The 24,216-nt window shown below is 71.7% G+C and carries 28 protein-coding genes; 17 read left to right on the forward strand and 11 right to left on the reverse strand.

Translation table 11 applies throughout. The features are described from left to right. The first annotated feature begins 66 nt into the window (after nucleotides 1-66). The 6 genes from KS423_RS03660 (at nucleotide 67) to KS423_RS03685 (ending at nucleotide 3,113) form a co-directional block, all read left to right on the forward strand. The gene (locus KS423_RS03660) at nucleotides 67-693 is read left to right on the forward strand and encodes a hypothetical protein (protein WP_224274770.1); all 627 of its coding nucleotides are present in this window, start codon (nucleotides 67-69) and stop codon (nucleotides 691-693) included. Between the two features lie 162 nt (nucleotides 694-855). Next, nucleotides 856-1,293: an NAD-dependent epimerase/dehydratase family protein gene (locus tag KS423_RS03665; RefSeq protein WP_308020130.1), complete on the forward strand. Its 438-nt coding sequence runs from the start codon at nucleotides 856-858 to the stop codon at nucleotides 1,291-1,293. A gap of 186 nt (nucleotides 1,294-1,479) precedes the next feature. Next, nucleotides 1,480-2,052, forward strand: coding sequence for a PH domain-containing protein (locus tag KS423_RS03670; protein WP_224274772.1), 573 nt, complete (start codon nucleotides 1,480-1,482; stop codon nucleotides 2,050-2,052). 147 nt (nucleotides 2,053-2,199) lie between these two features. Next, on the forward strand, nucleotides 2,200-2,523 hold the full coding sequence (locus tag KS423_RS03675) for a hypothetical protein (protein ID WP_224274774.1): 324 nt from the start codon (nucleotides 2,200-2,202) through the stop codon (nucleotides 2,521-2,523). 132 nt (nucleotides 2,524-2,655) lie between these two features. Beyond that, a complete protein-coding gene (locus tag KS423_RS03680; protein WP_224274776.1) occupies nucleotides 2,656-2,919 on the forward strand; it encodes a hypothetical protein in 264 nt (87 codons plus the stop codon). Continuing rightward, nucleotides 2,895-3,113 carry a hypothetical protein gene (locus KS423_RS03685; RefSeq protein ID WP_224274777.1) on the forward strand — a complete coding sequence of 73 codons (219 nt, stop codon included), beginning with the start codon at nucleotides 2,895-2,897 and terminating at the stop codon, nucleotides 3,111-3,113. Before KS423_RS03680 ends, KS423_RS03685 begins: the two co-directional genes overlap by 25 nt. Nucleotides 3,114-3,280: 167 nt before the next feature. On the opposite strand, the gene KS423_RS03690 is transcribed toward KS423_RS03685, so the two are convergent. Both KS423_RS03690 and KS423_RS03695 read right to left on the reverse strand, forming a co-directional pair. Then, nucleotides 3,281-3,754 (reverse strand): hypothetical protein, encoded by a 474-nt coding sequence (locus KS423_RS03690; protein WP_224274779.1) that lies wholly within the window; start codon nucleotides 3,752-3,754, stop codon nucleotides 3,281-3,283. Beyond that, nucleotides 3,676-4,191: a hypothetical protein gene (locus KS423_RS03695; protein ID WP_224274781.1), complete on the reverse strand. Its 516-nt coding sequence runs from the start codon at nucleotides 4,189-4,191 to the stop codon at nucleotides 3,676-3,678. Before KS423_RS03695 ends, KS423_RS03690 begins: the two co-directional genes overlap by 79 nt. A gap of 348 nt (nucleotides 4,192-4,539) precedes the next feature. Here KS423_RS03695 and KS423_RS03700 point away from each other — a divergent pair, with 348 nt between their 5' ends. The 4 genes from KS423_RS03700 (at nucleotide 4,540) to KS423_RS03710 (ending at nucleotide 6,920) form a co-directional block, all read left to right on the forward strand. Next, complete coding sequence (locus KS423_RS03700; protein WP_224274834.1) at nucleotides 4,540-5,352, forward strand: class I SAM-dependent methyltransferase; 813 nt, start codon at nucleotides 4,540-4,542, stop codon at nucleotides 5,350-5,352. Nucleotides 5,353-5,574: 222 nt separating this feature from the next. Continuing rightward, a complete protein-coding gene (locus KS423_RS03705) occupies nucleotides 5,575-6,216 on the forward strand; it encodes a dihydrofolate reductase family protein (protein WP_224274783.1) in 642 nt (213 codons plus the stop codon). 4 nt (nucleotides 6,217-6,220) lie between these two features. Further along, the gene (locus tag KS423_RS47170; RefSeq protein WP_263454446.1) at nucleotides 6,221-6,346 is read left to right on the forward strand and encodes a hypothetical protein; all 126 of its coding nucleotides are present in this window, start codon (nucleotides 6,221-6,223) and stop codon (nucleotides 6,344-6,346) included. A 76-nt stretch (nucleotides 6,347-6,422) separates the two neighbouring features. Then, on the forward strand, nucleotides 6,423-6,920 hold the full coding sequence (locus KS423_RS03710) for a hypothetical protein (protein WP_224274784.1): 498 nt from the start codon (nucleotides 6,423-6,425) through the stop codon (nucleotides 6,918-6,920). Between the two features lie 103 nt (nucleotides 6,921-7,023). Here the strand turns inward: KS423_RS03710 and KS423_RS03715 are convergent, their stop codons facing one another. Beyond that, a complete protein-coding gene (locus KS423_RS03715; RefSeq protein WP_224274786.1) occupies nucleotides 7,024-8,037 on the reverse strand; it encodes a BtrH N-terminal domain-containing protein in 1,014 nt (337 codons plus the stop codon). Beyond that, nucleotides 8,034-8,891 (reverse strand): MerR family transcriptional regulator, encoded by an 858-nt coding sequence (locus KS423_RS03720; RefSeq protein WP_224274788.1) that lies wholly within the window; start codon nucleotides 8,889-8,891, stop codon nucleotides 8,034-8,036. Before KS423_RS03720 ends, KS423_RS03715 begins: the two co-directional genes overlap by 4 nt. Nucleotides 8,892-9,112: 221 nt before the next feature. Here KS423_RS03720 and KS423_RS03725 point away from each other — a divergent pair, with 221 nt between their 5' ends. Then, nucleotides 9,113-9,550, forward strand: a complete 438-nt coding sequence (locus KS423_RS03725; protein WP_224274790.1) for a DUF6228 family protein — start codon at nucleotides 9,113-9,115, stop codon at nucleotides 9,548-9,550. A gap of 852 nt (nucleotides 9,551-10,402) precedes the next feature. Here the strand turns inward: KS423_RS03725 and KS423_RS03735 are convergent. From KS423_RS03735 to KS423_RS03745, 3 genes are all read right to left on the reverse strand, one after another. After that, the gene (locus KS423_RS03735) at nucleotides 10,403-11,575 is read right to left on the reverse strand and encodes a HEAT repeat domain-containing protein (RefSeq protein WP_224274792.1); all 1,173 of its coding nucleotides are present in this window, start codon (nucleotides 11,573-11,575) and stop codon (nucleotides 10,403-10,405) included. 384 nt (nucleotides 11,576-11,959) lie between these two features. After that, on the reverse strand, nucleotides 11,960-12,838 hold the full coding sequence (locus tag KS423_RS03740) for an MFS transporter (protein WP_374119897.1): 879 nt from the start codon (nucleotides 12,836-12,838) through the stop codon (nucleotides 11,960-11,962). Between the two features lie 203 nt (nucleotides 12,839-13,041). After that, on the reverse strand, nucleotides 13,042-14,061 hold the full coding sequence (locus KS423_RS03745) for a YafY family protein (protein ID WP_224274794.1): 1,020 nt from the start codon (nucleotides 14,059-14,061) through the stop codon (nucleotides 13,042-13,044). A 161-nt stretch (nucleotides 14,062-14,222) separates the two neighbouring features. Between KS423_RS03745 and KS423_RS03750 the strand changes: the two genes are divergently transcribed. After that, on the forward strand, nucleotides 14,223-15,857 hold the full coding sequence (locus KS423_RS03750) for an MFS transporter (RefSeq protein WP_224274795.1): 1,635 nt from the start codon (nucleotides 14,223-14,225) through the stop codon (nucleotides 15,855-15,857). A gap of 360 nt (nucleotides 15,858-16,217) precedes the next feature. After that, nucleotides 16,218-16,715, forward strand: coding sequence for an RICIN domain-containing protein (locus tag KS423_RS03755; RefSeq protein WP_224274797.1), 498 nt, complete (start codon nucleotides 16,218-16,220; stop codon nucleotides 16,713-16,715). A gap of 472 nt (nucleotides 16,716-17,187) precedes the next feature. Here the strand turns inward: KS423_RS03755 and KS423_RS03760 are convergent, their stop codons facing one another. The 3 genes from KS423_RS03760 to KS423_RS03770 form a co-directional block, all read right to left on the reverse strand. After that, nucleotides 17,188-18,015 (reverse strand): DUF817 domain-containing protein, encoded by an 828-nt coding sequence (locus tag KS423_RS03760; RefSeq protein ID WP_224274799.1) that lies wholly within the window; start codon nucleotides 18,013-18,015, stop codon nucleotides 17,188-17,190. A 427-nt stretch (nucleotides 18,016-18,442) separates the two neighbouring features. Next, nucleotides 18,443-18,769: a hypothetical protein gene (locus KS423_RS03765; RefSeq protein WP_224274800.1), complete on the reverse strand. Its 327-nt coding sequence runs from the start codon at nucleotides 18,767-18,769 to the stop codon at nucleotides 18,443-18,445. 298 nt (nucleotides 18,770-19,067) lie between these two features. Beyond that, nucleotides 19,068-19,982, reverse strand: a complete 915-nt coding sequence (locus KS423_RS03770; protein WP_224274802.1) for a LysR family transcriptional regulator ArgP — start codon at nucleotides 19,980-19,982, stop codon at nucleotides 19,068-19,070. Between the two features lie 67 nt (nucleotides 19,983-20,049). Between KS423_RS03770 and KS423_RS03775 the strand changes: the two genes are divergently transcribed. Beyond that, a complete protein-coding gene (locus tag KS423_RS03775) occupies nucleotides 20,050-20,661 on the forward strand; it encodes a LysE/ArgO family amino acid transporter (protein WP_224274804.1) in 612 nt (203 codons plus the stop codon). Nucleotides 20,662-21,019: 358 nt separating this feature from the next. Here the strand turns inward: KS423_RS03775 and KS423_RS03780 are convergent, their stop codons facing one another. After that, a complete protein-coding gene (locus tag KS423_RS03780) occupies nucleotides 21,020-21,685 on the reverse strand; it encodes a hypothetical protein (protein WP_224274805.1) in 666 nt (221 codons plus the stop codon). A 110-nt stretch (nucleotides 21,686-21,795) separates the two neighbouring features. On the opposite strand from KS423_RS03780, the gene KS423_RS03785 reads away from it, so the two are divergent. The 3 genes from KS423_RS03785 (at nucleotide 21,796) to KS423_RS03795 (ending at nucleotide 24,216) form a co-directional block, all read left to right on the forward strand. Then, the gene (locus KS423_RS03785) at nucleotides 21,796-22,422 is read left to right on the forward strand and encodes a TetR/AcrR family transcriptional regulator (RefSeq protein WP_224274807.1); all 627 of its coding nucleotides are present in this window, start codon (nucleotides 21,796-21,798) and stop codon (nucleotides 22,420-22,422) included. 101 nt (nucleotides 22,423-22,523) lie between these two features. Continuing rightward, a complete protein-coding gene (locus tag KS423_RS03790) occupies nucleotides 22,524-24,038 on the forward strand; it encodes a serine hydrolase (protein WP_224274809.1) in 1,515 nt (504 codons plus the stop codon). Between the two features lie 37 nt (nucleotides 24,039-24,075). Next, nucleotides 24,076-24,216, forward strand: a complete 141-nt coding sequence (locus KS423_RS03795) for a hypothetical protein (RefSeq protein ID WP_224274811.1) — start codon at nucleotides 24,076-24,078, stop codon at nucleotides 24,214-24,216.

The raw sequence follows: 24,216 nt of genomic DNA on the forward strand, positions 1-24,216 counted from the left end.
GGTGGCCGCGCCCGGCGCCCCCGTTCCCTCACCCGTCCTCCCACACCGCTCCGAGGAACACCCGCCATGCGAACCCGCCCGCTCCTCGCCGCCTGCGCCCTCGCGGCGGCCGCCGTCCTGCCCACCGCCGCACCGGCCGGTGCCCACGGCGACAGCGTCCACCTGGACGTCACCGGCCAGCAGAACGGTCACGTCAGCACCGTCGCCACATGGGAGAACGACCACGACCCGGTCACCGAGGACTTCGCCGGCACGCTCTCCGCCACCGCCGCGGACGGCCGGGCGGTGGGCCCCTGGCGGCTGGTCGGCGTCCCGGGCCGCCCGGGGACGTACACCACCCGGGAGATCCTGCCCGCCGGGCACTGGCAGGTGACCGTGGACTGCGCCTTCCCGTCGCTCGGCCACGCCCAGCGCGAACTGGACGTGGCGGACGCCGTCATCGACGACCCGGTGCCCGCCGGCACGGCGGCCGCGTTGCCGTCGACGGGGACGAGCGCCGGGCCCGTCCCGGTGCCCATCGGCGGGCCGGTGTCCGAGCCCGCTCCCGCCGGTTCCGCACCGACCGCAGCCTCCGGCTCCGCCTCCGCACGCGACACCTCCGACTCCACCACCTGGGCCGCCGCCGGCACCGCCGTCGCGGCCGTGCTGCTGGTCGGCACCGGGATCTGGCTCCGCCGGCGCCACCGGGCCTGAGCCGCCGGCCCCGGTCGCCGAGCCGAGCAGTCCGGCCATACCGGGGGAGCGCCCCGGTGGTGCTGGACGATCACGCCAAAGGCCCGGGCCGAGTTCGGCGACGGCCGTATCCCCTGCCGACCGATCCGCGTTTCGCGACTGGTCTACGCCTCGTCGTCCAGCGTGTACGGCGCCATCCTCGAAGGCGCGTCCGGCGAGAAGCGGATGCCGACGCCGGAGTCGCCGTACGCGGTCAGCAAACTGGCCGGCGAGCAGCTGTGCCTCGCCCACGCGGGCAAGGCCTCGTCGGTGGTCACCGCGGTGGCGCTGCGGCTCGGGCCACGGCAGCGGCCCGGCGGTCGAGCTCCGAGTACGTGGTCCGGACCGACTGCGCCACCACGGCGATGTCGTCCGGAGTCCGTCTCGCCTGTTCCTCGAAAGCCCGATGAACCTGGCCGATCCCGGACATGCTCGCCGACGTCACTGTCGATCCCCCTCATGAACTTGCCATTGCACCGGAGCCATGTCTGTCGAGCTTTCGAGTGCAAGCGCCTTTTGATCGTTGGTCAGTTGGCGTTGCTGCTGATGCGTGCGGCATTGAGTCAGCGCTGGCCTGACTGAACCCGGCTACAGATGCCCCCACCTGAGACTCTCGGCCGACCGCCTGGGCCGCCGGGCCTGGCCGTACCCATTTCCCGACTGCCGCAGCCTCCGAGCAGGGCGGATCCGTCACTGCACCGCCATCATGACGATCTGTCAATCCGACCCTCTGTGAGGCCGGTGCCAGTGAGGCGTAGGGTGCGCCATGTGAACGAACTGATCTTCCGGGGGAAAGACAGATTCAGCCCCGACTTGGCCGATCTCGCGCTACTGCTCATGGTCATCACGGCCGAAGTCCTCGCCGGCCGAATGAAGTTCCACTTCGGCCCCGGCCTCATGATCCTGCTCGTCGGCGGGACGGTGCTGCTGGTTGCTGGGAGCCGCCTCATCCCCATGCGGTACTGGGTCCGGGTCAACGCCGACGGAGTCACCGTCAGCTGGGGGCTCGGCCGTGGCCGCACCTACTCCTGGCAACAGATCTGCTGGATCGACGTGTCGGAGATCCAGGGCCGCGGCACGACCACACGCGTGGCGCGGATCCACACCACCGACGGTCGGCGCCACTGGCTGTCGACCCTGGTGACCAGCGGCTTCAATCCGTTGGAGGACTTCGACGCCGACTTCCGGCGGGTCGTCGACTGGTGGAAGCACAGCACCGGTCCGAGCCAGCGTGTCCGGCCGGAGAGGCAGTTCCGGGACCGGATCACACCCACGAGGATCGGGGTGGTGGGCACCGTCGTCTTCGCCGTCATCCTCTTCGTCGCCACCGTGGTGCTGTAGCGGTGGCCACCCGAACGCGTCGGCCCGACCCCCGACGGGCGTGTGCCGGTGTCGGCCTTCGGTGGCGGCGGACCTGGTGGTCGTCCAGCCGCGCCCGATGCGCGCCCGTCCCTGGTGCCTGACGGTGTTGTTCGAGAGGATGTTCCAGTGGCGAACCTGACCCGGATCTGGACGATGACCCGCGCCAACTTCCACGCGGCCGACCCGGTCGAACGGTGGACTGCGCGCGCGGCCTGGGCGGTGCTGACCGCGACTGCCTGGCTGGCGGTGATGTTCACGACCGTCTGGGGGGCCATGGTCGCCGGGGTTCCCACCGATGTCGTGGGGTGGTTGGCGATCGCCCTCTCGCTGGCGGTCCCCGCCGTCTCGTTCGTCGCCGTCACCTCCGAGCCCGGCGGGCGCCCCGGCGCGCCGGCGTTGACGGTTCTCCTCCTGGTGGCGGCCGCCGTGCTGGTCATCACCTTCATCTGAGTCGAGACGCACGACTCCCGGGCCACCCACTGGACCTGCGCCGCCGGATCGCGGCCTCCCGGTGCTGCTCGACCTTCGGAAAGCCCGTCCCGAGGTACCGGTCGGCGTAGCCGTGGAACGGAGCCGGAGGCCGTGGTGGTGTCCCGCAGGCCGGAGCGCGCGCAGGCGTTCGCCCGGCGCGCCGCCGAGGAGTCGGAGGTCGAGGTGCGGGCGGTGGGCACGGTCGAGGAGGCGGTGCGGGAGCGCGACGTCGTGGTCGTCGCGACGAACAGCCCGGTGCCCGTCCTGGACGCCGGCTGGATCGCACCGGGCACGCACGTGACGACGCTCGACTCAAGTCGCTCTCACGCCACGAAGTCCCCGCCGCCCCGGTGGACCACGCACACGTCCTCCTGACGGACTCGCTCGGACGGCCGGCTACGCCCGAACCGCACATCCTGCCCGTCGAGCGCATGGTCGACCTCGGTGCCGTCCTGGCCGGCGCCGAGGTCGGACGCACCGGCCGGGACGACATCACCGCCTTCTGCTCGGTCGGCCTGGCCGGCACCGAAGTCGCCGTCGCGGCAGTGCTGTTGGAGGAGTCGCACTGACGCCGGCCGGGACGGGCGTTCGCCATGGCGGGCGCGGGGACGTCCGGCTCTACCCGCGGGGATCGGGGCGGCAACAACGCCGACCTGCTCGGCAAGGGGACGGCCCTCGGGACCGCGGCAAGGACACCCTGCTGCCCGGCCCGGACCCGGCGCCGGTTGTCGGCCTGTCAGCCGGCCTGGACACCACCGACGTAGGCACGCAGGTCAGAGTGCCCGGTCGGCACCTTCCACCGGCGCAGAGCGTCCATTCCGCCGGCGGGCCAGCCATCGGCGTCCTGGTCGGCGATGAACCGCACGACCCGCTGCTGCACGTCGCTCAGGTCTCCGAAGGACTGCGGCGCTTCGGCGGGTTTGCCCGGAAAGACCAGCGTGAACAGCCTGTGCGCCGTGTAGTACCTGTCGTAGTACCTCTCGACGCCCGTACAGTCGGCCAGACCGACGAGCATGGCCTCCACCGCTCGCAGCGTCGTGGCCTCGGGTGTCTCGGCCAGGGCCATCACGGACTCGGGGAACCACGCGAACAGGTTCGCCGTCTCGGCGCGCAGTTCAGGGCTGTCCGAAGTCAGCAGGACGGCGAGCGCGGGAAGTGCTTCCCGGACGGCGTCGTAGGAGGACACGACCGCTTCGGCGTCGATGAGCACCTGCTCGCAGCTCTCCTCACGCTGCTTGCGTGCTCGTCGTCCGCGGCTTCGGCGATCCACCGAGCCCAGTCGTCGGCTTCACCTCGCATCCGTGCCAGGTACTCGCGGTCTTCCCGGGGGTCGTAGCCGTTCGGCAGATGGTTGTTGTCCAGCCCGATCGCGATGGCGACCAGCAGACCGACGAACCGGTGCCTGTTGACCAGTCTCGGGTCGAGCGCCATCCGCACGAGAAACGGAACGGTGTACGCCGCGGCCTGCGATCGCGTGCCCTGGTGCACGATGTGGTTCGCGAGCTGAGCACTCGGCGGGTAGTGGCCCTCCCGGTCCCCCGCCTGCATCGCCCGGAGGTGTCCGGGGACGTCCTCGGCCTTGCCGTAGGAGTGCCGCAGTCGGGCCCAGGGCACATCGTCGAGGCCGGCGAGAGGACCGTTGGTCACAGCAGCAGATCCTGGCACACCCGGAGTGTGTCCTGCGGTTCGGCGTCCGATCGGGCGGTGGTCGTACGATCGCCCACGACCTGGGGGCTTGCGCCGGCCCTGGATCTCCGACTGCGACGGAGACCTGCCCTGCCCCCTGCGCTGCAACAGCAGCAGGACCGCCAGGCCCGGCGGCGCCTGGCGGTCCTGCCCACGCCGGGGAAGTCACCGGGAACATCTCGCTGACCTGCAGGTACGACGGGATCAGCCGCGAATGAACCTGGCTCCCCTCATCAGGCCCCCCTTCGAATCGATCATCTATAGGCTGGCGTGGTGACTGATGAGCAAGAGCAGGTGCAGCCGTCGGGAGTGTGGGCCACGGCAGTGGGGGTGGCCAGGGTGCGGGCGCTGGAGACCGAGCGGGAGAACGCGCTGTTCCACGACCCACTGGCGCAGGCCTTCGCCACCGCCGGCGGCCTGTGGCCCTCATCGCCGCCACCCGATGACGAGGCCGCGCGACGCCGCCGGCTGGCCGTGTCGTTCTCCATCGTCATCAGGACGAAGTTCCTCGACGACCTGTTGCAGCAGGCCTCCGCGTCCGGGGTCCGACAGGTCGTGCTGCTCGGCGCCGGCATGGACAGCCGGGCCTTCCGGATGGACTGGCCCGAGGGCACCCGGCTGTTCGAGGTCGACACCGCCGCGCCACTGGACTTCAAGGCTTCGGTGCTGCGCCAGGAGCGGGCCGTCGCACGCTGCGAGCGGATCACCGTCGCGGTGGATCTACGCGAGGACTGGCCAGGCGCGCTGGCCGCCGCAGGGCACGACCCGGCCGTGCCGACCGTGTGGATCGCTGAAGGACTCCTGATCTACCTGCCCGAGGACGCGGTGGAGCTACTGCTGGCCCGGATCAGCACACAGTCGGCGGCAGGCAGTCGGATGGGGCTGACATTGGGCTCGCCCGGCGTGATCGAGCGCTTCGGCGCGGACGCCGCGCCGGGATCGGCGGCGTCCATGTGGGTCTCGGAGATGCCCGACGACCCGGTGGGCTGGCTGGCCGGGCACGGCTGGGAGGCCGAGAGCCACACCCTGCGCGAGCGCGCTGCCGCCTACGGCCGCCCGATCAGCACCCCGCCGCAGCGCGAGGAGCGGCCCGGCGGGCTGATCTCAGCGGTCCGCCGGTAAAGCGCCTCCCGGTTCCCTGGATGATCGCGCTGCCGCCGGGGCAGGCCCGCCGCCGGATCGTGAAACCGGTGGTCCGGCCCGGACGACAGGACGGCCCGGACGGGGGCGTGTCGGGCAGGGCGGGCGGCGGGTGCGGAAGTCGGGTACCGGCGCGGCGATGAGTTTTTCGGCCCCGGCAGGTCTACATCTCGACGGGAACGACCAACTCATCGGGAGAGAGACATGGGCCTCATCCACATCGAACTGTTCGCGACCCTCGACCTCGTCGGGCAGGCGCCCGGCGGACCCGACGAGGACCCGGCGGGGTTTCCCTTCGGCGGCTGGCAGGCGCCCCTGCTGAGCGCGGTCACCGGGGCGCAGATCCTTGCCGCGTACGAGGGCACGGACGCCCTGCTGCTCGGCCGGCGGACGTACGACATCTTCGCCGCCTACTGGCCGCACCAGAAGGACGGCGAGATCGCCGAGCTCTTCAACCGCGTCCCGAAGTACGTGGCCTCCCGCGGCACCCCCGACCTCCCGTGGGCGGGATCCACGCTGCTGGGCCCGGACCTGGCGGACGCGGTGCGCGAGGTCCGCGACCGGCACGAGCACGTGAAGGTCGTCGGGAGCCTGGACCTGGTGCAGACCCTCCTGCGGGAGAAGCTCTTCGACCGTCTCGACCTGTGGGTGCACCCGATCGTGCTCGGCGTCGGGAAGAAGGTGTTCGACGGCGGCGCGGTGCCCACGAACCTCACGCTCCTCGAACCGCCGGTGGCCGGCCCGCAGGGCACCGTGTTCCTGCGCTACGGGCTCGCCGACGGCACGCCCCGAACGGGCGACATGAGCGCGCCCGGCCGCGGCCTCGGGCGCGACGACGTCCGCTGATCCGATGACCGCCGTCACCGCCGACGGGGTCGCCCTGGGCGTCGAGTCGTTCGGTGACGCCGACGCGCCGCCGGTCCTGCCGGAGGCCCCTGAGGTTCCGTCAGTCGCGGCTGGATCGGCGGACCGGTGACGACGGGTACCGGCGGTGAGGCGGTGTCAGTGACGGCGCATACGGTGTGCCCCGTACCCGAGGCCAGGAGGGTGGCATGCGCGGTGTCATCCGGCACGACCCGCACGAGGAGACCCCGCCGGTGATCGACTACCCGAACCCCAACGTGGACGAATGGGCCGCTGAGCTCCGGGGCTTCGCCGAGCGGATCGTGAGCAGTCTGGGCGGCGACCCGCAATGGCTGCGCACCAACCCCGACTGGGCGATCGCCCTGGTCGACCGGGGAATCGCCGAGGACTTCGACCCGACAGTCATGGACGAGGACGACCGGCACCGGTTCCGGGGCATGCTCATGGCCGTCACCGGCGAGTTCCTGCTCAACGCGCACGGCGCCCACTGGGCGTGGCTGCTCGACGACACGTCACCGCTCGGCGGGCGCTGGGTGGTCACCGGTTTCACCCACCCCCTCGGCCAGAAGACCCATCCCGTGGACATCGGGCGGATCTCCGACGATGCGCTGTCTCTCCGCCAGGTCCAGGTGATCGACTTGATCAACACCGCCGAGCGTGAGTCCGGCCTGCGGGTCATCGCTTGACAGCCCCTCGCACAGTCGGACACCGGACCGGCGGCCGGCAGCCGGCGGCGGGTGTGCCGACACGGCCTTCGGCGCTCCCTTCCCCTCCCGGCCCGGCGGCAGCTCACCGCCGGGGCCGGCCGTCCGTGACCGGCACGTCGCTCCCGGCCGGCAGCCGGGCCAGTTCCTCCATCGCCTCGCGCTCGATCCGTGCCAGCTCGCCCAGCAGCCCGCCGGCCCGCTCCAGCGGCTCCTGGTCCCCCGACTCCCCGGCCGCGCCGACCAGTCGGGCCACCTCGCTCCAGCCCGCCGCGGCCTCGGCGTACCGGTCGCGGGCGGTGCGCACCCGGGGGTCGTCGAGCAGTTCGGCGCACTCGGCGAGGAAGTCCCGGTAGAGGTTGCGGAACAGTGCGCCGCCCGTCCCGGCCAGCTCCATCATCCGTGCGGCCTGCGGCAGTCGGAGCGCCGGCTGGTCGGCCCTGGCCAGCCAGCCCGGCACCAGGGCAGCGGCCTTGGCGATGCCGCGGTGGCCGAGGTTGGCGATCGGCGGGTGCAGGAAGGCCGCCGCGCAGTCGGCCATCGCCGGAGCCAGCAGGTCACGTACGTCCGGCAGTTCGCCGTGCAGGGCGAGCGTGAAGGAGCGGTGGCGGGCGGTCATCGGGCCGCGTTCGGCGCGCGCCGCCGCGAGCGAGGCCAGGCTGGTGGTGACCGCGCCGCCCTGTTGCGCGGTGTCCACCAGGTGGGCGTCGGTCGCGTCGTAGCCGCGCATCGCGACCACGTGCCCGCCGAAGTGCACCCGGGAGGTGAAGTACTCCAGGTGGTAGCTGTCCAGTTGGAGTCCGACCGGGCGTCCGGTGTCCAGCTCGGCGGCCACGTTGCGCCAGGCCCGGCCGGCGGAGGCGGTCTCCCGGACGTCCAGCTCCAGACCGAGCCGGGCGGCCAGGGCGCGGGTCAGCTCGAAGGGCTTGACCCGGCCGCCGAGGAACGGGAAGTCCAGCCCCTTGCCGTCCCAGTAGACGAACGACAGCCCGGCCCCGAGCCCGAACAGCATCGGCTCGGACAGCACGACGCCCTCGTGGCGCAGCAGCACGTCCAGCGCCGTCGTCTCGCAGTGCTTCCCGCCGCGCGGCTGCGTCATGCCGCTTCCTCCGTCCGCTCCTCGACCCGGACCACCAGGCGGGTCGCCCACTCCTGCTCCGGGGCCTCCCCCGGTCCGACCAGGTACGCCTCCCGCACCGGCGCCAGCGGCCGCAGTCCGCGCTCGTGCACGGCGGCCAGCAACGCATGGTAGGCGAACGGCAGTTGGGAGTACGGGCCGTGGTGGACCGTCTCCACCACCGGGCCGCCGGGCAGCAGCTCGCGTTCCAGGCCGCCGGGCAGCCTGCGGGGCCCGCCCGCCTCGCCCGCCTCGGCTGCCTCCTCCACCTTGTCCGGCTCGGCGCCGACCGCGATGCGCATGCCCTCGGCGAGGTCCAGCGGGAACAGCCCCCACAGCGGGGGCCGCCAGGGCGTGCCGTGCAGTCCTGCCAGCAGCCGGCCGACGCACGCGCCGATCCGCTCTGCCAGCTCGCCCGGCCCGGCCACCGCCCGTACGACGACGAGCTGCCGCTCCGGCTCCCGCCCGAGGGCGATCTCGTACCCGGGCAGTCCGCCGCCAGCCGCGAGGCGTTCCAGCAGCTCCAGGCGGGCCCGGTCGCGGGTGATCCGCTCGGCGACCCGGTCGCGTTCGGCGCGCAGCAGGCCGGCCCGCTCCGGCTCGGCGGCCGCCAGGGTCGCGGCGATCACCGCGAGCGGCACGTCGAGGTCGCGCAGCAGCGCGACGGTGAGCGCGTCGCGGGCCTGCCCGGGGGCGTAGTAGCGGTACCCGGTGGCGGGGTCGACCCTGGCCGGGGGCAGCAGGCCGGTGTCGTCGTAGTGGCGGAGCTGTTTCACGCTCAGCCGGCAGAGGCGGGCGAAGCGCCCGATGGTGAGGAAGTCGTCCTGGTCTCGCACGGGCCCATCGTGGACCCTCCCGCTGTGGGAGGGTCCATCCCCCGCGCCCGGCCGGACTGCCGGCGGGACGGGAGAGCGCTGCCGCGCGTGTCGTCGTCGGTATCGACCGAAGTGCTGCCGTCGTCGATGAAGCCGGAGGTCTCCACGCCCGTACCTCTGTCCCTCGTTCGGAGCTGTTGTAGTCGTCGGCAGGCTGACGCTGAGTCCGTATCCTTCGGGGCGTGACGCCGATAGAGGTTGGTCCTGGGCAGGTTGAGCTCGTCGTCCGCGGGGCGGCGGGTTCGCCGGACGCTCGCGTGCGGTTGTTCGATTGGGCGAGGGAGGACGAGTACCACGTTGTCTTCGGTGTCGAGGCGCGTGATGACGGGGTGCAGGCTCGGATCGAGGCTGTGGGGGTGACCGTCTGGGACCGGCTGGACGACTTCTTCGACGGCCTCGCGCAGGACTTCCGTGGTTGGGAAGGCGAGAGGGTCTGGACGAACAACCATCTGGTTGTGGCCGCGAGCTTCGGTCGCGGTGGTCATGTGCGCTTGAGTTGGACGCTGCGGGCCGACGTCTTCAACAACGGGTGGGAGTGCACGGTGTCGACGGTTGTCGAGGGCGGCGAAGAGATGAGCGCGCTTGCTGCGGATGTGTGGGCATTCCTGGGCCAGGGGTAGGCCGGGGGCGGCCATTCTGGCTTCCTTCAGCGCGGCTTGCTGCTCGTGGGCAGTTGGTGGACGTTGTCGGGGAGCTGTCGGGCTCTGCGGAGCTCCCGACCTGCGCGAGGAATTCGAGAAGGCCCGAGAAGCGGTCAACGGCATCCCGGCCGCGTTCCAAAGCCTCCACGCCAGGGCCACCGACCTTCCCGGCAGGGCCGGGGGAAGCCGATCGGCGGCGGCCCGTCGCCGGCGGGCCGCCGCTCACCAAGGAGGGGTGCCCCTCCGATGCAGATCGATCTCAGTGGACGTACCGCGCTGGTCACCGGGTCGACGGCGGGAATCGGCGCGGCGGCCGCGGTATCACGGCCGACGTCGGCACGGCCTCGGGAACCGCCGAGCTGATCCGGCAGCTGCCCGACGTCGACATCCTGGTCAACAACACCGGAGTCCGCGAGCTGGCCGGGAAGCTGCGCGACCTGAGCAGGGCCCTGCGAGCCCCGGACTCCGCCTCGCGGGCGCGCCCGGCCGACGGGGAACCCCCGGCCGGTGTGGTCGCCGTCAGCGTCGCGGCGTGCATCGTGCGTCGCCTCGAAGCTCTGACCGATCTGGAGTGTTTGCAGCAGTACGGGGGTGGGCGGTCTCCAGCCGCGACGCTCTCCCGGGCGACGGGCCGCGACAGCTGACGGGCCGGGCCACGAGCGTCGTGCCGGCGGGACAGCGGCCGGCGCCCGGTTCGGGGAAATCCTGTGTGCCGACATCGAGGATCCGGACCCGGCCGGTCGCCGCCGCCCGGTGAAGTCGAAGGTCGCTCGGACGGACGGGGTCCGCTTGCTGCCCTCCCCGCCTGTATCCGCGCCCCGGGCTGTGGGATCACCTGCCGGGTGTGCGGGCGCGGAGCTGGTGGTGGAGGTCGTCGAGGCGGCCCGCGCCGCGGCTGCTGCGGTTCTTGATGCCGCGGCGGATCTCGTGGAGTACCGGCGTGGCGCGTTGGTCGCCGCGCAGAGCCAAGGCGGCGGCGGCTTCGAGGCGGACGTCGAAGTGGGGGTCGGTGAGGCGGGCGGTCAGCACGCCGCGCAGGACAGGGGTGTCGACGGGGTGGCGGGTGAGGGCGTGGAGTGCGCTGGTCCGGGTGACGGGGGCGGGGTCGCCGGCCAGGCGCAGGAGCACGGCGAGGGCGTCGGGGTGGTCGGTCAGGAGGGTGGGGAACGCCAGGGTGACGCGGTGGCGGACGCCCGGGTCGGGGTGGTCTGCGTGGGTCAGGACGGCCGGGAGCTCCTCGCGGGTGCAGTAGCCGGTGAAGGCCGCGACGACGGTGCGCAGGGCGTGCGGGTCCTGCTCGGTGTGCAGCCGGGGCCGGAGGAACTCGGCGGCCTCCAGGGTGAACGGCGGCTCGTCGTTGCCGTTGTCGGGGTTGAAGCCGAAGCCGAGGAAGTTGATCGCGTCGAGCGCGAAGCGCCGACGGTCGAGCGAGCCGGCGTCCCCGGCGCCCTCGGCCACGGCGCGGGCCCAGTCGAACCTCTCCTGGCTCTCCGGCTCGGCGATCCGGAACAGCGACGCGAACCAGTCGTCGTGCTCGGGGTCGGCATGGACCAGGGCGCGGGCCATCAGCTCGTCCGGCGTGCGGTGGACGCCGAGCTTCGCCTCCAGGTCGGTGATGACCGCGCGGTGGGCCGGGGGCGGCACGGATCCGGCACCGGCCCCGGATTCCAGGGCCGCCCGCGCCACCCGTAGCGCGCGGCGGTGCGGGCTGTCGGTGCGCAGCGGGTCGCGGTCGGGGGACAGCAGTGCGTTCAGGACCCAGTAGGCGCCGTTCTCGGCGGCCCAGGTGACCGGGTCGACGCCGCCGGCCCAGGGGCGGGTCGGGTCGACGTCCCACACGACGAGGCGGTCGACGACTTCGTGGCGCCCGGCGTGCGCGGCGGCGGCCAGCAGGGTGATGCCGTCGTCGCCGGTGAGTTCGTCGTTCGCCGCGTCCTCCAGGAACTCGAAGACCGTGGTGTCGTCGCCGCGCTCGATGGCGGCCAGCAGGGAAGGCAGATCCACCGGCCGATCATGCCCGCCGCCCGAACGCCGGGGCGAACGGTTTTCCGCCCAGCGGCCCCCGGCCCCCGCTCCCTTCGGGGATGAGCAGGCTGTGGGTGTCATCCGGGTGGCCGGCGGCGGCGTCCCCCGGGGCCGCGGCGGTCAGGGATGTGGTGCGGTGCCTCAGGGACATCGGTTCCTCCCGAACGGGCAAGCCGCCGGGCCCTGTCGGCCCGGCAGGGTATGCCCCGAGCTGATAGCGCCGGCGGGTCGGAGGTCGATGCCCGGCCGACGAAGCACCATGAACCGCAGATGACATGACGAGACGTCAGTTTTTGGATCCGGTGGCATCCGACAGGACTCGGCCCGGCAGCGGCCTGCGACTGCAGGGCTTCACCACGGGAGCTACTTCGGCGTGGGGAGGGCCTCTTCCTTCTGCGCGTCCGCCGCGCCTCCCGCCGCCGGACCTGCCCGCAGCCCCGGCGCCAGCAGCAGGGTCGCGGCCAGCGAGGCCGCCGCGGTCGCCACCATGCCGATGGCCGGCGAGGTCAGCTCGGCCGCCGAGCCGGCCGCCACCGCGCCGACACCCTGCATGGCGAGCATCCCGGAGCTGTGCAGGCCCAGTGCCTGCCCGCTCAGCTCGTCCGGTGTCAACGCCATCAGCCGGTCCTGCAGCGGCAGCCCCGACCCGTACCCGACGGTGGCTGCCGTGACCAGGACCAGGGCGACGGGCAGTCCCGGGTCGAACGCGAAGAGCAGGTACGGGGCGGCGAGCAGGACGCACAGCGGCACAGCCGACCGGTTCCGCCACCGGGCGGGCAGGAAGCGGCCCACGACGGCGTCCCCGACCAGCATTCCGACCGCCCCGAAGGCGAACAGCAGGCCCGCGTCGCCGGGTGAGTAGGGGACGTAGAGCGACTCCACCCCGACGATCAGGCCGTTCGGCACCCACAACGCCAGGTAGACGTACCGGCGCGGCACGCAGGACCACAGCCGCGCGTTGGTCCGCCAGGTCCGCGCGACCGACGCCCTCCTCACGCCCCGAGGGGGCCGGCTGCTCAGCCCGCACCGCGCCACCACCGCGGCCAGCAGGTACAGGCCGACGGCGAGCAGCAGCGTGCCGCGCGCCGAGAGGACCGTCACCAGCGCGCCGCCGAGGGCGAAGCCGCCGATCTGGATGACCCCGGCCGACATGTTGAGGACGGAGCGTCCGAGCAGGTAGCCGTCCCGGGTCAGGACCTCGTTGAGCAAGCCGTACCGCACCCCGCCGCTGACCGACCCCACGAGGCCGAGTCCTCGTCGACGCGCAACCATCCGAACCCGAAGCCCACTGACGGGCAGGGCGACCGGACCCTGAACCCCACGAAGGCCGAACACCAAGACGGTGCCCGAACGTCGATCTCTCGGTCACCTCACGGGTGTGGACGGATCTGGCATCGTCCCCGTTCCTGAACGTCGAGGAGGGAATGCGGCCGTCCGTTCCGATCTCAGGTACCGGCTCGGACCGAACTGACCGGCTCCGGCGCGCGCTCGTCGGGCAGGGGCACCCCGACGTCGAGACGGCCGATCACCTGGCGGGCCGCTTCGGCGAGTTCGGGCGGGCCTTCGACGGTGAAACGACAGTCGAAGGTGACGAGGAAGCCGATGAGCGCCGACCAGGACCACGCCCCCATTCGGATCCGGGTGATCCGCTCGTCGATCGCTTCGAAGCTCGCCGCGCCCGGAGCCCACTTCGCCACCAGCGTCGCGGGGCACTCCATCAGGACGGTGCCCCAGCACGGCCAGGTGTCCGCGGTGTCCCCCCGGTCGGGCTGGCTCTGGACGAAGCGGGTGATGTCCGCCTCCGGCGCTTCCCGAGGACCGAACCGCCAGGCGGTGGAGGTCAGTTGCCCGATGCGGTCGAGCCGATAGGTGTGCCAGGAGTTCCTGCGCTGGTCGTACGCCACCAGATACCAGCGCCCGGACCAGACGACGAGCCGATGGGGTTCGGCCAGGACCTCGTCGTCCTCCCCCGGGTCGCGGTCGATGGACCGGTAGGCGAACCGCACCAGCTCGCGCTGCTGCGCGGCGGCGCTCAGCTGCGCCAGCAGCGCGGGACCGACCTGGGGCGGGGCCAGCTCCCAGGCGTTCTCTATCTGCTCGATCGAGAAGGTCGCCAGCCTGTGGGCCAGGTGGGGAGGCAGGAGCTCCTTGATGGAGTTCAGCGCCCGCTTCGTGGCGTCCCCCATGCCGGTCACCGAGGCCGGAGCCGTCTGCAGGGCCAGCGCGATGGCGATGGCCTGCTCGTCGTCGACTATCAGCGGGGGCAGCCGCGCTCCACGGGACAGCCGGTAGAAGCCGGAGGGGCCTTTGCGCGCCGTGACGGGATAGCCCAGTTCGCGCAGTCGGTTGATGTCGCGCCGGACCGTCCGCGGGGACACCCCCAGCCGCTCGGCCAGACCGTCGCCGGTCCACTCCTTCTGGGCCTGAAGCAGGCTGAGCAGCTCCAACGTTCGGTTGGCGATCACCGATTGCCCTCCGGATTGGTGTCAGTAGCGGTCAGAATACGTCCTCTTCTTTTGGCAGGGTGCCATTGGCTCGGAGGCCGGACGCCTCCCCGGCACCCCCAGTACCTCGCCCTCGGCGACCGAACCGGGTGCACCCCCATCGAACAGAACGGAGGAACGCTGTGTCCGAGAATCCGGCTCGGCCCTCACCCACCGACCGGGACGCCTGGTTGGGCCTGGTCGCCATTTCCCTCGGTGTCTCGCTGGTGGTCGTGGACTTCACCATCGTCAATGTGGTGATGCCGCCGATCATCGACGACCTGGAGATCTCGGCCTTCGGCGCTCAGTGGATCCAGGAGTCCTACGCGATCATCCTGGCCGCCCTGCTGCTGGTGATGGGCCGCTTCTCGGACATCCTGGGAGCGCGCAGGCTGTTCATGGTCGGGACCGTGATCTTCGGGCTGGCCAGCATCGCCGCGGCGGTGTCGCCCACCGGGGAGCTGCTGATCGCCGGCCGGTTCGCGCAGGGTGTCGGTGGCGCGATCATCATGCCGACGTCACTGGCACTGCTCAATCTGACCTTCCGGGGTCCGGACCGCGGCAAGGCGTTCGCCATCTGGGGATCGACGATCGGGGCGGCCGCCGCGGTCGGACCGCTGCTGGGCGGCTGGCTCGCCGACTACTCCTGGCGATGGGCCTTCGGCATCAACATCGCGGTCGTCGCGCTGATCCTCGTCGGCGTCATGAAGTTCCTCCAGCCCTCCCCCCGCCAGCCGGGACGGATCGACGCCGTCGGCGCGGTGCTGTCGGTGCTGGGCCTCGGACTTCTCGCGTTCGCGCTGATCGAGGGACGCAACTACGGGTGGTGGGAACCGCGCAAGGACTTCGGTCCCTTCGGGGACGGCACGGGCCTGTCGGTCATCCCGGTCGCCCTGGTCGTCGCGGTGGCGTGTCTCGCCCTCTTCCTGTTCCTCCAGATGCGGCTCACCCGGAGCAACGGCACGGCGCCGCTGATGGACACCTCGCTGTTCGGCATCAAGTCCTTCAGCACGGGCAACATCGCGACACTCATCATCGCCCTGGCCGAGTTCGGCATGCTCGCCGTGCTGCCGCTGTGGCTCCAGTACGCCCTGGACTACTCCCCGGTCCAGACCGGGCTGCTGGTCTTCGTCGTCGCGCTCGGCAGCTTCTTCGCGAGCGGCGCGAGCTTCGGCATGGCCGAGAAGACCGGGCCGGTCGGCCTGGTCCGGATCGGCCTGGTCCTGGAGGCCGCCGGCCTGCTGATGTTCGGCCTGCTGGCCGGCAGCGACTCCCAGTGGTGGGTCATCGCCACCGCCCTGTTCCTGTACGGCATGGGGGTCGGCTTCGCCACCGCCCAGGTCACCAACGTGGTCCTGGCGGACGTGCCGCCGCGGCAGGCCGGCCAGGGCTCCGGAATCCAGAGCGCCGCGCGCCAGCTCGGCTCCGCACTCGGTATTGCGGTCCTGACCTCGACGTTCTTCACGGCACTGGCCTCCGACCTGTCGGACCGGCTCGTCAAGCAGGGAACACCCGAGGCCGGCGCCGACCAGTTGTCCTCGGCGGTCTCCGACAGCGCAGGCGCGATGATCTCCGGGCTGGGCGACAACCCGCAGACGGCGTCCGCCGCCGACGCCGCCCGCGACGCCATGTCCCACGCGATCCAGATCAACGGCTACACCTGTGCCGCGCTGCTCGCCCTCGGCATGCTGGCGACCTTCCTCATCCCCCGGCCCAAGCAGGGCGCCCAGCAGTGGGGAGAGGGCCGGGACACCGAATCCGAACGTGCCAAGCGCTGAAGAGCAACCCTGAATCGGAGAGCCATCCCGATCGAGACGGATGCGGTGTTCACGCACGCCAGCGTGATCACCGCATCCACCGCCGGCAGTGTCTCAGGCTGCGAAAGGACCCCGCCACCGCCAGGGCACGGCGTGGAGCGTGTCCCCGCCGAGTCGGCCGGCATCATCACGAGCAGGCCGGCAGCCGCGCACCAGTCACCCGATTGCCGCAGCCCGTGTGCGCCAGAGGGGTGACGCGGCGACCGTGGTACTGCAAGCAGACCGGGTCTCCTGGCCCAAGCCGGGGAAACGACTGCCCAGGCAACAACCATGCACTCAGGAACGCCACCGGGTTCCACCGCACCTTCAAGGAGAACCTCGATGCGTACTGCAGCACGGGCCTCGGCGCTTGCCACCGCGGCCCTCCTCGGCATGGCACTCGCCGGCCCCGCGGCAAGCGCGGCGACCACACTCACCCCCCGGAACAATGTCGTCAGACTCATGAACAAGTCCACCGGCTGGTGCCTGTACTACGACGGCAACACGGTGAAGACAGCCACCTGCGGCAACTCGTACACGGACCAGAGATGGAACGTCGAGCCGCTGGGAGGCGGCATCTACCAGCTCCGGAACCTCGACTACGGCACCTGCCTGTCCGGCTCCCCCTACAGCGAAGGCCAGAAACTGACGGCGATCCGATGCGGCGGCGCGGGAACCAGATGGTCCCCCGACTACTCCCCCGCACCCGGCGCCACGGTCAAGTGGTCGGTGTCCGACGGCAGCAACACCAGGTGCATGGGCAGCAACTCCGAACACAACACCTACACCTGGACCTGCACCTCCAGCAACCGCCAGCAGTGGCAGCTGATGAACGCGTAACCGCCTCACGATCCAGTGGCGTCACCAGCCCCGGGGCACTACTCGTCCGAATCCGGGCCGACCCGCGCGTCCAGCTCGGGATCGTTGAGGACCGCCGAGCCCGGCTCCCCCGACGAGGAAGGCCTGCGCCCGCTGGCCACCTGAGCCGCCACCCGGGAAGCCGGCACCCCTTCTCGCCAAGCAGCGGAGCACTGACCAACCCCGCCCCGCCGAGGAACCCTGCCCAAGGCACCACCGAACCCGCGCGCCGAGACCCCACGAGGGCCAACCAGCGCGCGGGTTCCTGCTGTCGAAAGTCCGGGAGTCAGCGAACTCGCGCGCTTCCAGCAGGACCAACCCGAAAGCCGCCCCAGAAGAACCGTCAAACGGCAACTACCGCGAGCAGCCACAACCAGGTCCGCGGCGAAGTCCGACGCCAGCAGCACCCAGGCCTCTCCCAGGCTCTCCGCGCCGTGCAGTCAGCCGGTCCGGTTCAGGCCGCGGCCACCGGCGCGCGGCGGCCCGGGTGGTGGGCAGCGGCCCCGATCACGCACAGCACGCTGATCAGCAGCACCCAGGCACCGAACTTCTCGACCGACACCGGCTCCCAACCGTGCATCTGGTACGGGTACCGCCAGGCATCGGCGTAGGTGGCGATGTTCTCCGCCAGCCAGAGGAAGAAGCCGGTCAGCACGAAGCTCAACGGCATCGGCATCCAGTAGGTGTGCCGACCGACCGTGTAGTGCACCCGGGCCCCCGCCGTCACCGCGACCAGCAGCGCGGCCAGCGGCCAGCGCAGGTCGGGCACCCAGTGGTGGCTGATGAAGTTCACGTACAGCGCGCCCGCCACCACCGCCGTCGCGGCCGGGCGGTAACCGGTGAGTTCCAGCTTGAGCAGCCGCCAGACGGCGCAGATGTAGCTGCCCACCGCCGCGTACAGGAACCCGCCGTAGAGCGGGACGCCACCGAACTTCAGCAGCGCGGGCTCCGGGTAGGACCAGGAGCCGAGCGCCACCTTCACGTACTCGAAGACCAGGCCCAGCAGGTGGCAGCCGGCGATCACGGCGAGGTCCCGGCCGCGCTCCCAGCCGATCAGGTGGAAGACCACGCTGAGCACCACCCCGTACGCGAACAGCAGGTCGTAGCGGGCCACCGGCAGCACGGGCAGCAGGTTGGACAGCCCGACCCCGGCGAGCAGCGCCACGGCGAACGCGCAGCTCGCGGCCTGTCGCAGGCCGAAGCCGACGAGCTGGCGGAGGGCGTGAAGCGCCCAGCGAGCGGCCCGGGTGGCGGCGCCGGTCGAGGTGGTCGCATCGTGCATGCCGATGAGGACGCACACCGGCCCCGAACGGTTGTCCGCGCACCCGGCCCGGCTCGCCCATCCCCGCCGCCCGGCACCCCCGGCCCGTGCTTCAGGCCCGCGCTCAGGGGCCGTCGGCGAGCCGAATCGGGATGGTGAGGAGGAACAGCCGTCCGGCCGCGGCAACGGGCTGGAAGTCGAAGACGCTGGTGACCGGTCCGGTGATCAGCAGCTTGCCAGAGGCCCGGGTGACCGGGAAGGCTCCCGCCTAGGCCTTGAGACTCCTTGGTGGCTGTGACCGCTTCGCACTACCCGCCCGGCGCACCCTGCTGGGTCGATCTGACAGTCCCTGGCCAGCAGGCGGTGGCGAGCGGCTGTGACCCGATCGCGGCACCTGCGGCAATGCCGACGGCACGACGCGGTACGGTGCGCCACGGAGTGTTCGCCGTCACGTGGATTTCTCCTTGCTTCGGACGACCGCGACTACGGTGAGCGTTACGGCGCAGACCACGAGCACGGCCAGCACCGGGTTGACGTACGAGGGGATCACCACGGGGACCGTGCGGCCGTCGGAACTGACGCAGCCGAACTCGACCGCGAAGAGGTGGGCGTGCGCGTCGGTCAGGCCCGGCATGAGCACCCGCCCGCCGCCCTCGATGACGGTCCCCACCGGCGGGTTCACCCTGCCGATCGCTTTGATCCTGCGGTCCTGGATGACCACCGACACCGGCTCGGTCGGGTCGGGGTCGGAGCTGACGGCGTCGAAGGCGCGCACGGTCTCGATCAGGATCGGCGCGGGGGGCTGCTGCCGACGAGGCGTCCGAGGATCTCGTCTGCGGTCCTCGGCTGAGCCTTCCGGGTACCCGGGCTGCGGGCCCGGGCAACCGCCCCACCAGCGCCCCGTCCTGGCCGCGGCGCACCGGCAGCCGGAACTGCTGCTCTCCGTCGTTGCGGGGTTGCGCGGATTTCCTCCGGTGAATTTCGCTCGGTCGGTCATAGAAGAAGTCCCGGCCGCCTCAGCGATCCGGGCCTTCGCCGTCTCGTGGTTGCCGTTTCGGTTGCGCCCGGCACACCTACCGCAGGGCCCGCTCCGCTTCCGCCGCCACCGCCGTGGCGACGGCTGCCAGTGCGGGCGAGTCGAGGCGCCACTGCTGCCAGTAGAGGGGAACCTCGACCGTGCTGCCCGGGAGGAACTGGACCAGCACGCCGCTGTGCAGCCGGGGCTCGGCCTGGATACGCGGGACGAGGCCCCAGCCGAGACCGGCAGTCACGGCATCGGCGAAGCCTTCACTGGAGGGGACGTAGTGCCGCCGCGGCAGGCTCGCTCCCCGACCACCGGTCAGTTCACCGACGAAGGCGTCCTGCAGCTCGTCACGGCGGTCGAAGCAGACGACCGGCGCCTCCGGAAGCAGCCGGGCCGGGTCACCGTCGAGCCAACGGGCAGCGAACTGCGGCGTAGCCACCGGGAGGTAGACCATCGCGCCCAGCCGGTGCACCGAGCAGCCCGCCACCGGATGGAGCGAGGAGGTGACCGCCGCCATCACCTCACCCGCGCGCAGCAGCGTGGTCGTGTGCGCCTCGTCCTCCCGCCGCAGGTCGACGTGGATCCGCGCGTCCCGCGCGAGCGAGGCCAGCGCAGGCACGAACCAGGTCGCCAGCGAGTCCGCATTGACCGCGATCGGCAGCCAGGAGGGACCCGACGGCCCGGCGCCCTCCCCGCTCTCGGGCATCCCCAGCGCGTCACGCGCGTCGTCCTCCAAGCGGGCGAGCTGACGGGCGAAGCGCACCACGACCTGGCCCGACTCGGTCGGCCTCACCGGCCGGGAACGTGTCAGCAGTACCCGCCCGGTCCGCTGTTCCAGCGCCTTGATCCGCTGGCTCACCGCCGAGGGCGTCACGTGCAAGGCGGCCGCCGCCGCGTCGAAGGTGCCCTCGTCGATCACCGCGAGCAGAGTCCGGACGAGGTCGTGGGGCAGCTCAGCCTTCATGGGTGCTAATGATACGTAAAAATCTTTAGCTGGTCTTGTGTCGCGTCGGCTGCCTACGGTGGCACTCATGGGAAGCACGCTCACCGCCGCCGTGGCCGGATTCGGAACCGGCCTGTCACTCATCGTCGCCATCGGGGCGCAGAACGCCTTCGTCCTGCGCCAAGGCGTCCGCCGAGAGGCGGTCCTGCCGGTGGTCGCGATCTGCGCGGCCTCCGACGCGGTACTGATCGCCTGCGGCGTGGGCGGGCTCGGCGCCCTGATCACGGCGTGGCCGGCGGCACTGACCGCGGTGCGTGCGGTCGGTGCGGCCTTCCTCCTCTGCTACGCCGTGATCGCAGCTCGGCGTGCCTTCCGGGCCTCCCGCCTGGAGGGCAGCGGACCCGCCGTCCGCTCCGGCCGCCGCGCGGTACTCAGCTGTCTCGCGATGACCTGGCTCAACCCGCACGTCTACCTCGACACGGTGCTCCTGCTCGGCGCCGTCGCGGCCACCCACGGCACGCTGCGCTGGCAGTTCGCGCTCGGCGCCGCACTGGCCAGCCTGTGCTGGTTCGCCGCCTTGGGCTTCGGCGCCCGCCTGCTCACCGGCTTCTTCCGCCGCGCCTCCTCCTGGCGCGTCCTGGACGCCCTGGTCGCAACGACGATGCTGGTCACCGGCCTCTCCCTGGCCGCGGGGGCCTGACTGGACCTCTGCTGCGCGTCACCATGCCCGCGCAGGACTCGCCCGGCTCTGGTCACACCGGTCGGCTGGTCTCAGTTCCGGTCTCGTTCACCCTCGTCCGGGCGGGTTCAGCCACCGCCCAGCGATTCGCTCCGCCGTGGGTCAGAACGGGCCTGAACCCCGGCGAACAGCGCCCAGGAGAATCGGAAAGCGTGTTGGGGGCAACCCCTCACGAGTTCGAATCCCGTATCCTCCGCCTTCACGAAGGCCCGGACCGCATCACGCGGCCCGGGCCTTCGTCGTCTCGTGGTTTCGGCTCTGGTCGCAGTCGCCGCCCCGCCTGCGGTCGTTCCGCGAGCGGCCATCGGACGACCGCGGGTCAGGCCGTCCGGCTGGGTGCCGGGCGGACCTGGCGGCGGATGGCCCACGCCGCCGCCGCGAGGGCGAACCCGTAGACGGACACCAGCCCGTGGCCGTTCTCCTGCGCGATCCACATCGCGAGGCCGAGCGCGGGGACGCCGGCCGCCAGGGCGATCTCCTTGGGGAGGCGGGTGCGGGTGAGGAAGGCGAGGGCGAGGGTGGCGCCGAGGAAGTAGGTGGCGCCGGAGCTGCCGGCGAAGTTGCGCGGATCGGTGCTGGGGCCGCCGCCGAGGCCGAGCAGGGTGTCGATCCGGCCGGGCAGCAGGATGCCGGCGAGGAAGAAGCCGAGGGTGAGCGGACCGCCCCAGTACCACTGGGCGAGCGCGGCGACGGCGGCGAGGGTGACCAGGTTCCACAGGCCGCCGAGCAGGCCGCCGTTCTGCATGAACACTGAGGTGAGCTCGCGCCACCAGCCGGACTTGGCGGGGTCCGCGTCCAGCGCGTCCATGGCGCCGGACCAGGCCAGCTGGAGCAGGACGCCGCCGACGGCGAGCGCGGTCAGAGCGATCGCCGCCCACGGGAGCGGCCGTCCGCGCAGGGTGTCGCGGCCCACCACGCCGAGCCCGCAGTTGACCATCATGACCATCAGTGCGGCCGTGGTCACGTTGAAGACGATCGCCCCCATGTCCGACTCCTCCCCCCGGTTCCGGCGTTTTCCAACACCGTTCGAAAATCTGATGGGGCAAAGCTAGCACAGTTTTCGAACAGTGTTGGAAAACGTTGTACGGTGAAAGCATGAAGCTCACCAAGGAGCGCATCGTCGATGCGGGCATGGCCGTCTTCGCCGAGGTCGGCTACCAGAACCTGTCCATGCGCCAGGTCGCCGACCGGCTCGACGCCCACGCGGGCAGCCTCTACTACCACGTGCGCGGCAAGGACGAGTTGCTCGCCCTGATGGCCGACCGGATCTGCCGCCGGGCCTACGACGCCGGCACCGAAGCCCTCGACGCCCTCCCGCCCACCGCCACCTGGCAGGACCGCATCGAGGCCCAGGCCACCACCCTGCGCCTGGGCATCAAACAGCACCCCGGCGGCGCCCAACTCCTCGCCGAGAGCCCCGGCATGCTCAGCGTCGGCGCCCTCTCTTTGATGGAACGCCTGCTGCGCACCCTCCTCGACGCCGGCCTGCCCGCCGACCAATGCGGCATCGCCGCCGACACCCTGCTCAGCCACGTCACCGGCTTCGTCCTTCAGGAACAGAACCAGCCGGCCGCCCCGCCGACCGTCACCGCCGAGCTCTACACCGAACTGCGCGAGCAGTTCCCTCTGGTCATAGGCGAGTTGATCCCGCGGCTGAGCCAGGACGAGAAGTTCACGCGGAGCATCCGCCTGCTCTGCACCGGCTTCGCGGCGCTCTCCTAGGCGGCGGGAACCAGGTTCACGCCGAGATCGTTTCAAACGATGTTCGAATGATTCGAATGAGTGGGGCGCCATCGCGCCACCCGACACCGGGGAGGGAAACCGTGTCGAAGGACATGTACAAGGAGTTCTCGGACAACGTCGACCGCGAGGTCGCGAAGCTCGTGGACCGGACCACCCGCAAGGCCGCGCAGGCCGTCGACGGGGCACTGGGCAGGACGGGTGCCGCGGGGGCGTTCGACACCGCCCACTGGCAGCGTCGGCTCGACGAGTTGCTCTCCGCCCACCGCATCCCCGGCGCCGTGTTGGCGGTGCTCACCGGCGGTGAGATCCATGAACTGGCCAGTGGCATCCTGCACACCGGCACCGGTGTCGAGACCACCACCGACTCGGTGTTCCAGATCGGCTCGGTCACCAAGGGCTACACCGCCGCCCTGGTCCTGAGTCTCGCCGACGCCGGCAAGCTCGACCTGGACGCACCGGTCGCGGCGGTCCTGCCGGACTTCGCCCTCGCCGACGCCGACGCGGCCCGCATCGTCACGCCGCGCCAGCTCCTCAACCACACCAGCGGGATCGAGGGCGACCACGTCAACGACACGGGCCGCGGCGACGACTGCCTGGCCCGCTACGTCGACAGCACGCGCGACGTCGGCCTCACGAACCCGCCCGGCACCACCATGTCGTACTCCAGCACCGGCTACAACGTCCTCGGCCGGATCGTCGAGGTGATCACCGGCCTGACCTGGGACGAGGCGCTCAAGGAGCTCATCTGCGAGCCGCTCGGGCTCCGGCACACCATGACGCTGCCCGAGGAGGTCCTGCGCTTCCGCGCAGCGATGGGGCACATGGGCGAGCCCGGCGAGGACCCGACGCCCACCCCGCTGTGGAACATGCTGCCCCGCTCTGCCGGACCGTACGGCGGCATCAGCGCCACCGCGGCCGACGTCGTCCGCTTCGCCCGGCTGTTCATCGACGGCGGCACCGCGCCGGACGGCACCCGGGTGCTCTCCGCCGCGGCCGTGGAGGCGATGCTGACCCGCGAGGTGGAGATGCCCGACCAGTGGTTCCTCGGCGCCCACTGGGGCCTCGGCTGGGGCCTGTTCGAATGGGACGGCGCTCGCGGCTTCGGCCACGACGGCAGCACCTTCGGCCAGCTCGCCTACCTGCGGGCCATCCCGGACAAGGGCCTCGCCATCGCCCTGCTCACCAACGGCGGAGGAGCCGCACCGAAGGTCCACGAGGCCCTGTGCCGCGAACTGAGCGCGAAGTTCGCCGGGGTCGCGATGCCGGCGTTCGGCCCGTCCGACAACCCCCCGGCGGTCGACACCGAGCCGTTCACGGGCCGCTACGAGCGCGAGGGCTTCCTCATGACCATCACCGCCCGCAAGGGCGACGGCGAGGGCGTGCTGGATCTGCGCTACGAAGGCCGGGGAGGCCTGGCCGGCACCTTCGACCCGATCGTCTGGCACCTCACTCCGGTTTCCGACTCCCCCACCAGGACCGTCTTCGCGGGCCGCCGCAACACCAAGGACGCCTGGATCCCCGTCGTCTTCTACGCGCTCCCCGACAGCACCCGGTACGTCCACTTCGGCGTCCGCGCCACCGCCAAGTCCGCCTGATCCCACCACCCGCGTGGCCGGGGAGGACATCCGGGCGATGACCGCCCTCGTGATCGCCGCCGTGGCCCCCGAGGGCACCTCTACGATCCGAGGGATGTACCACCTGCGGCGCGGATACGGCAGCCTGCTGCCGAAGTCGGCCGCGCTCGGTGCCCACCTGACGATCGACCAGGAGTAG

Source organism: Streptomyces sp. LS1784 (assembly GCF_020103755.1).
Lineage (GTDB): Bacteria > Actinomycetota > Actinomycetes > Streptomycetales > Streptomycetaceae > Kitasatospora.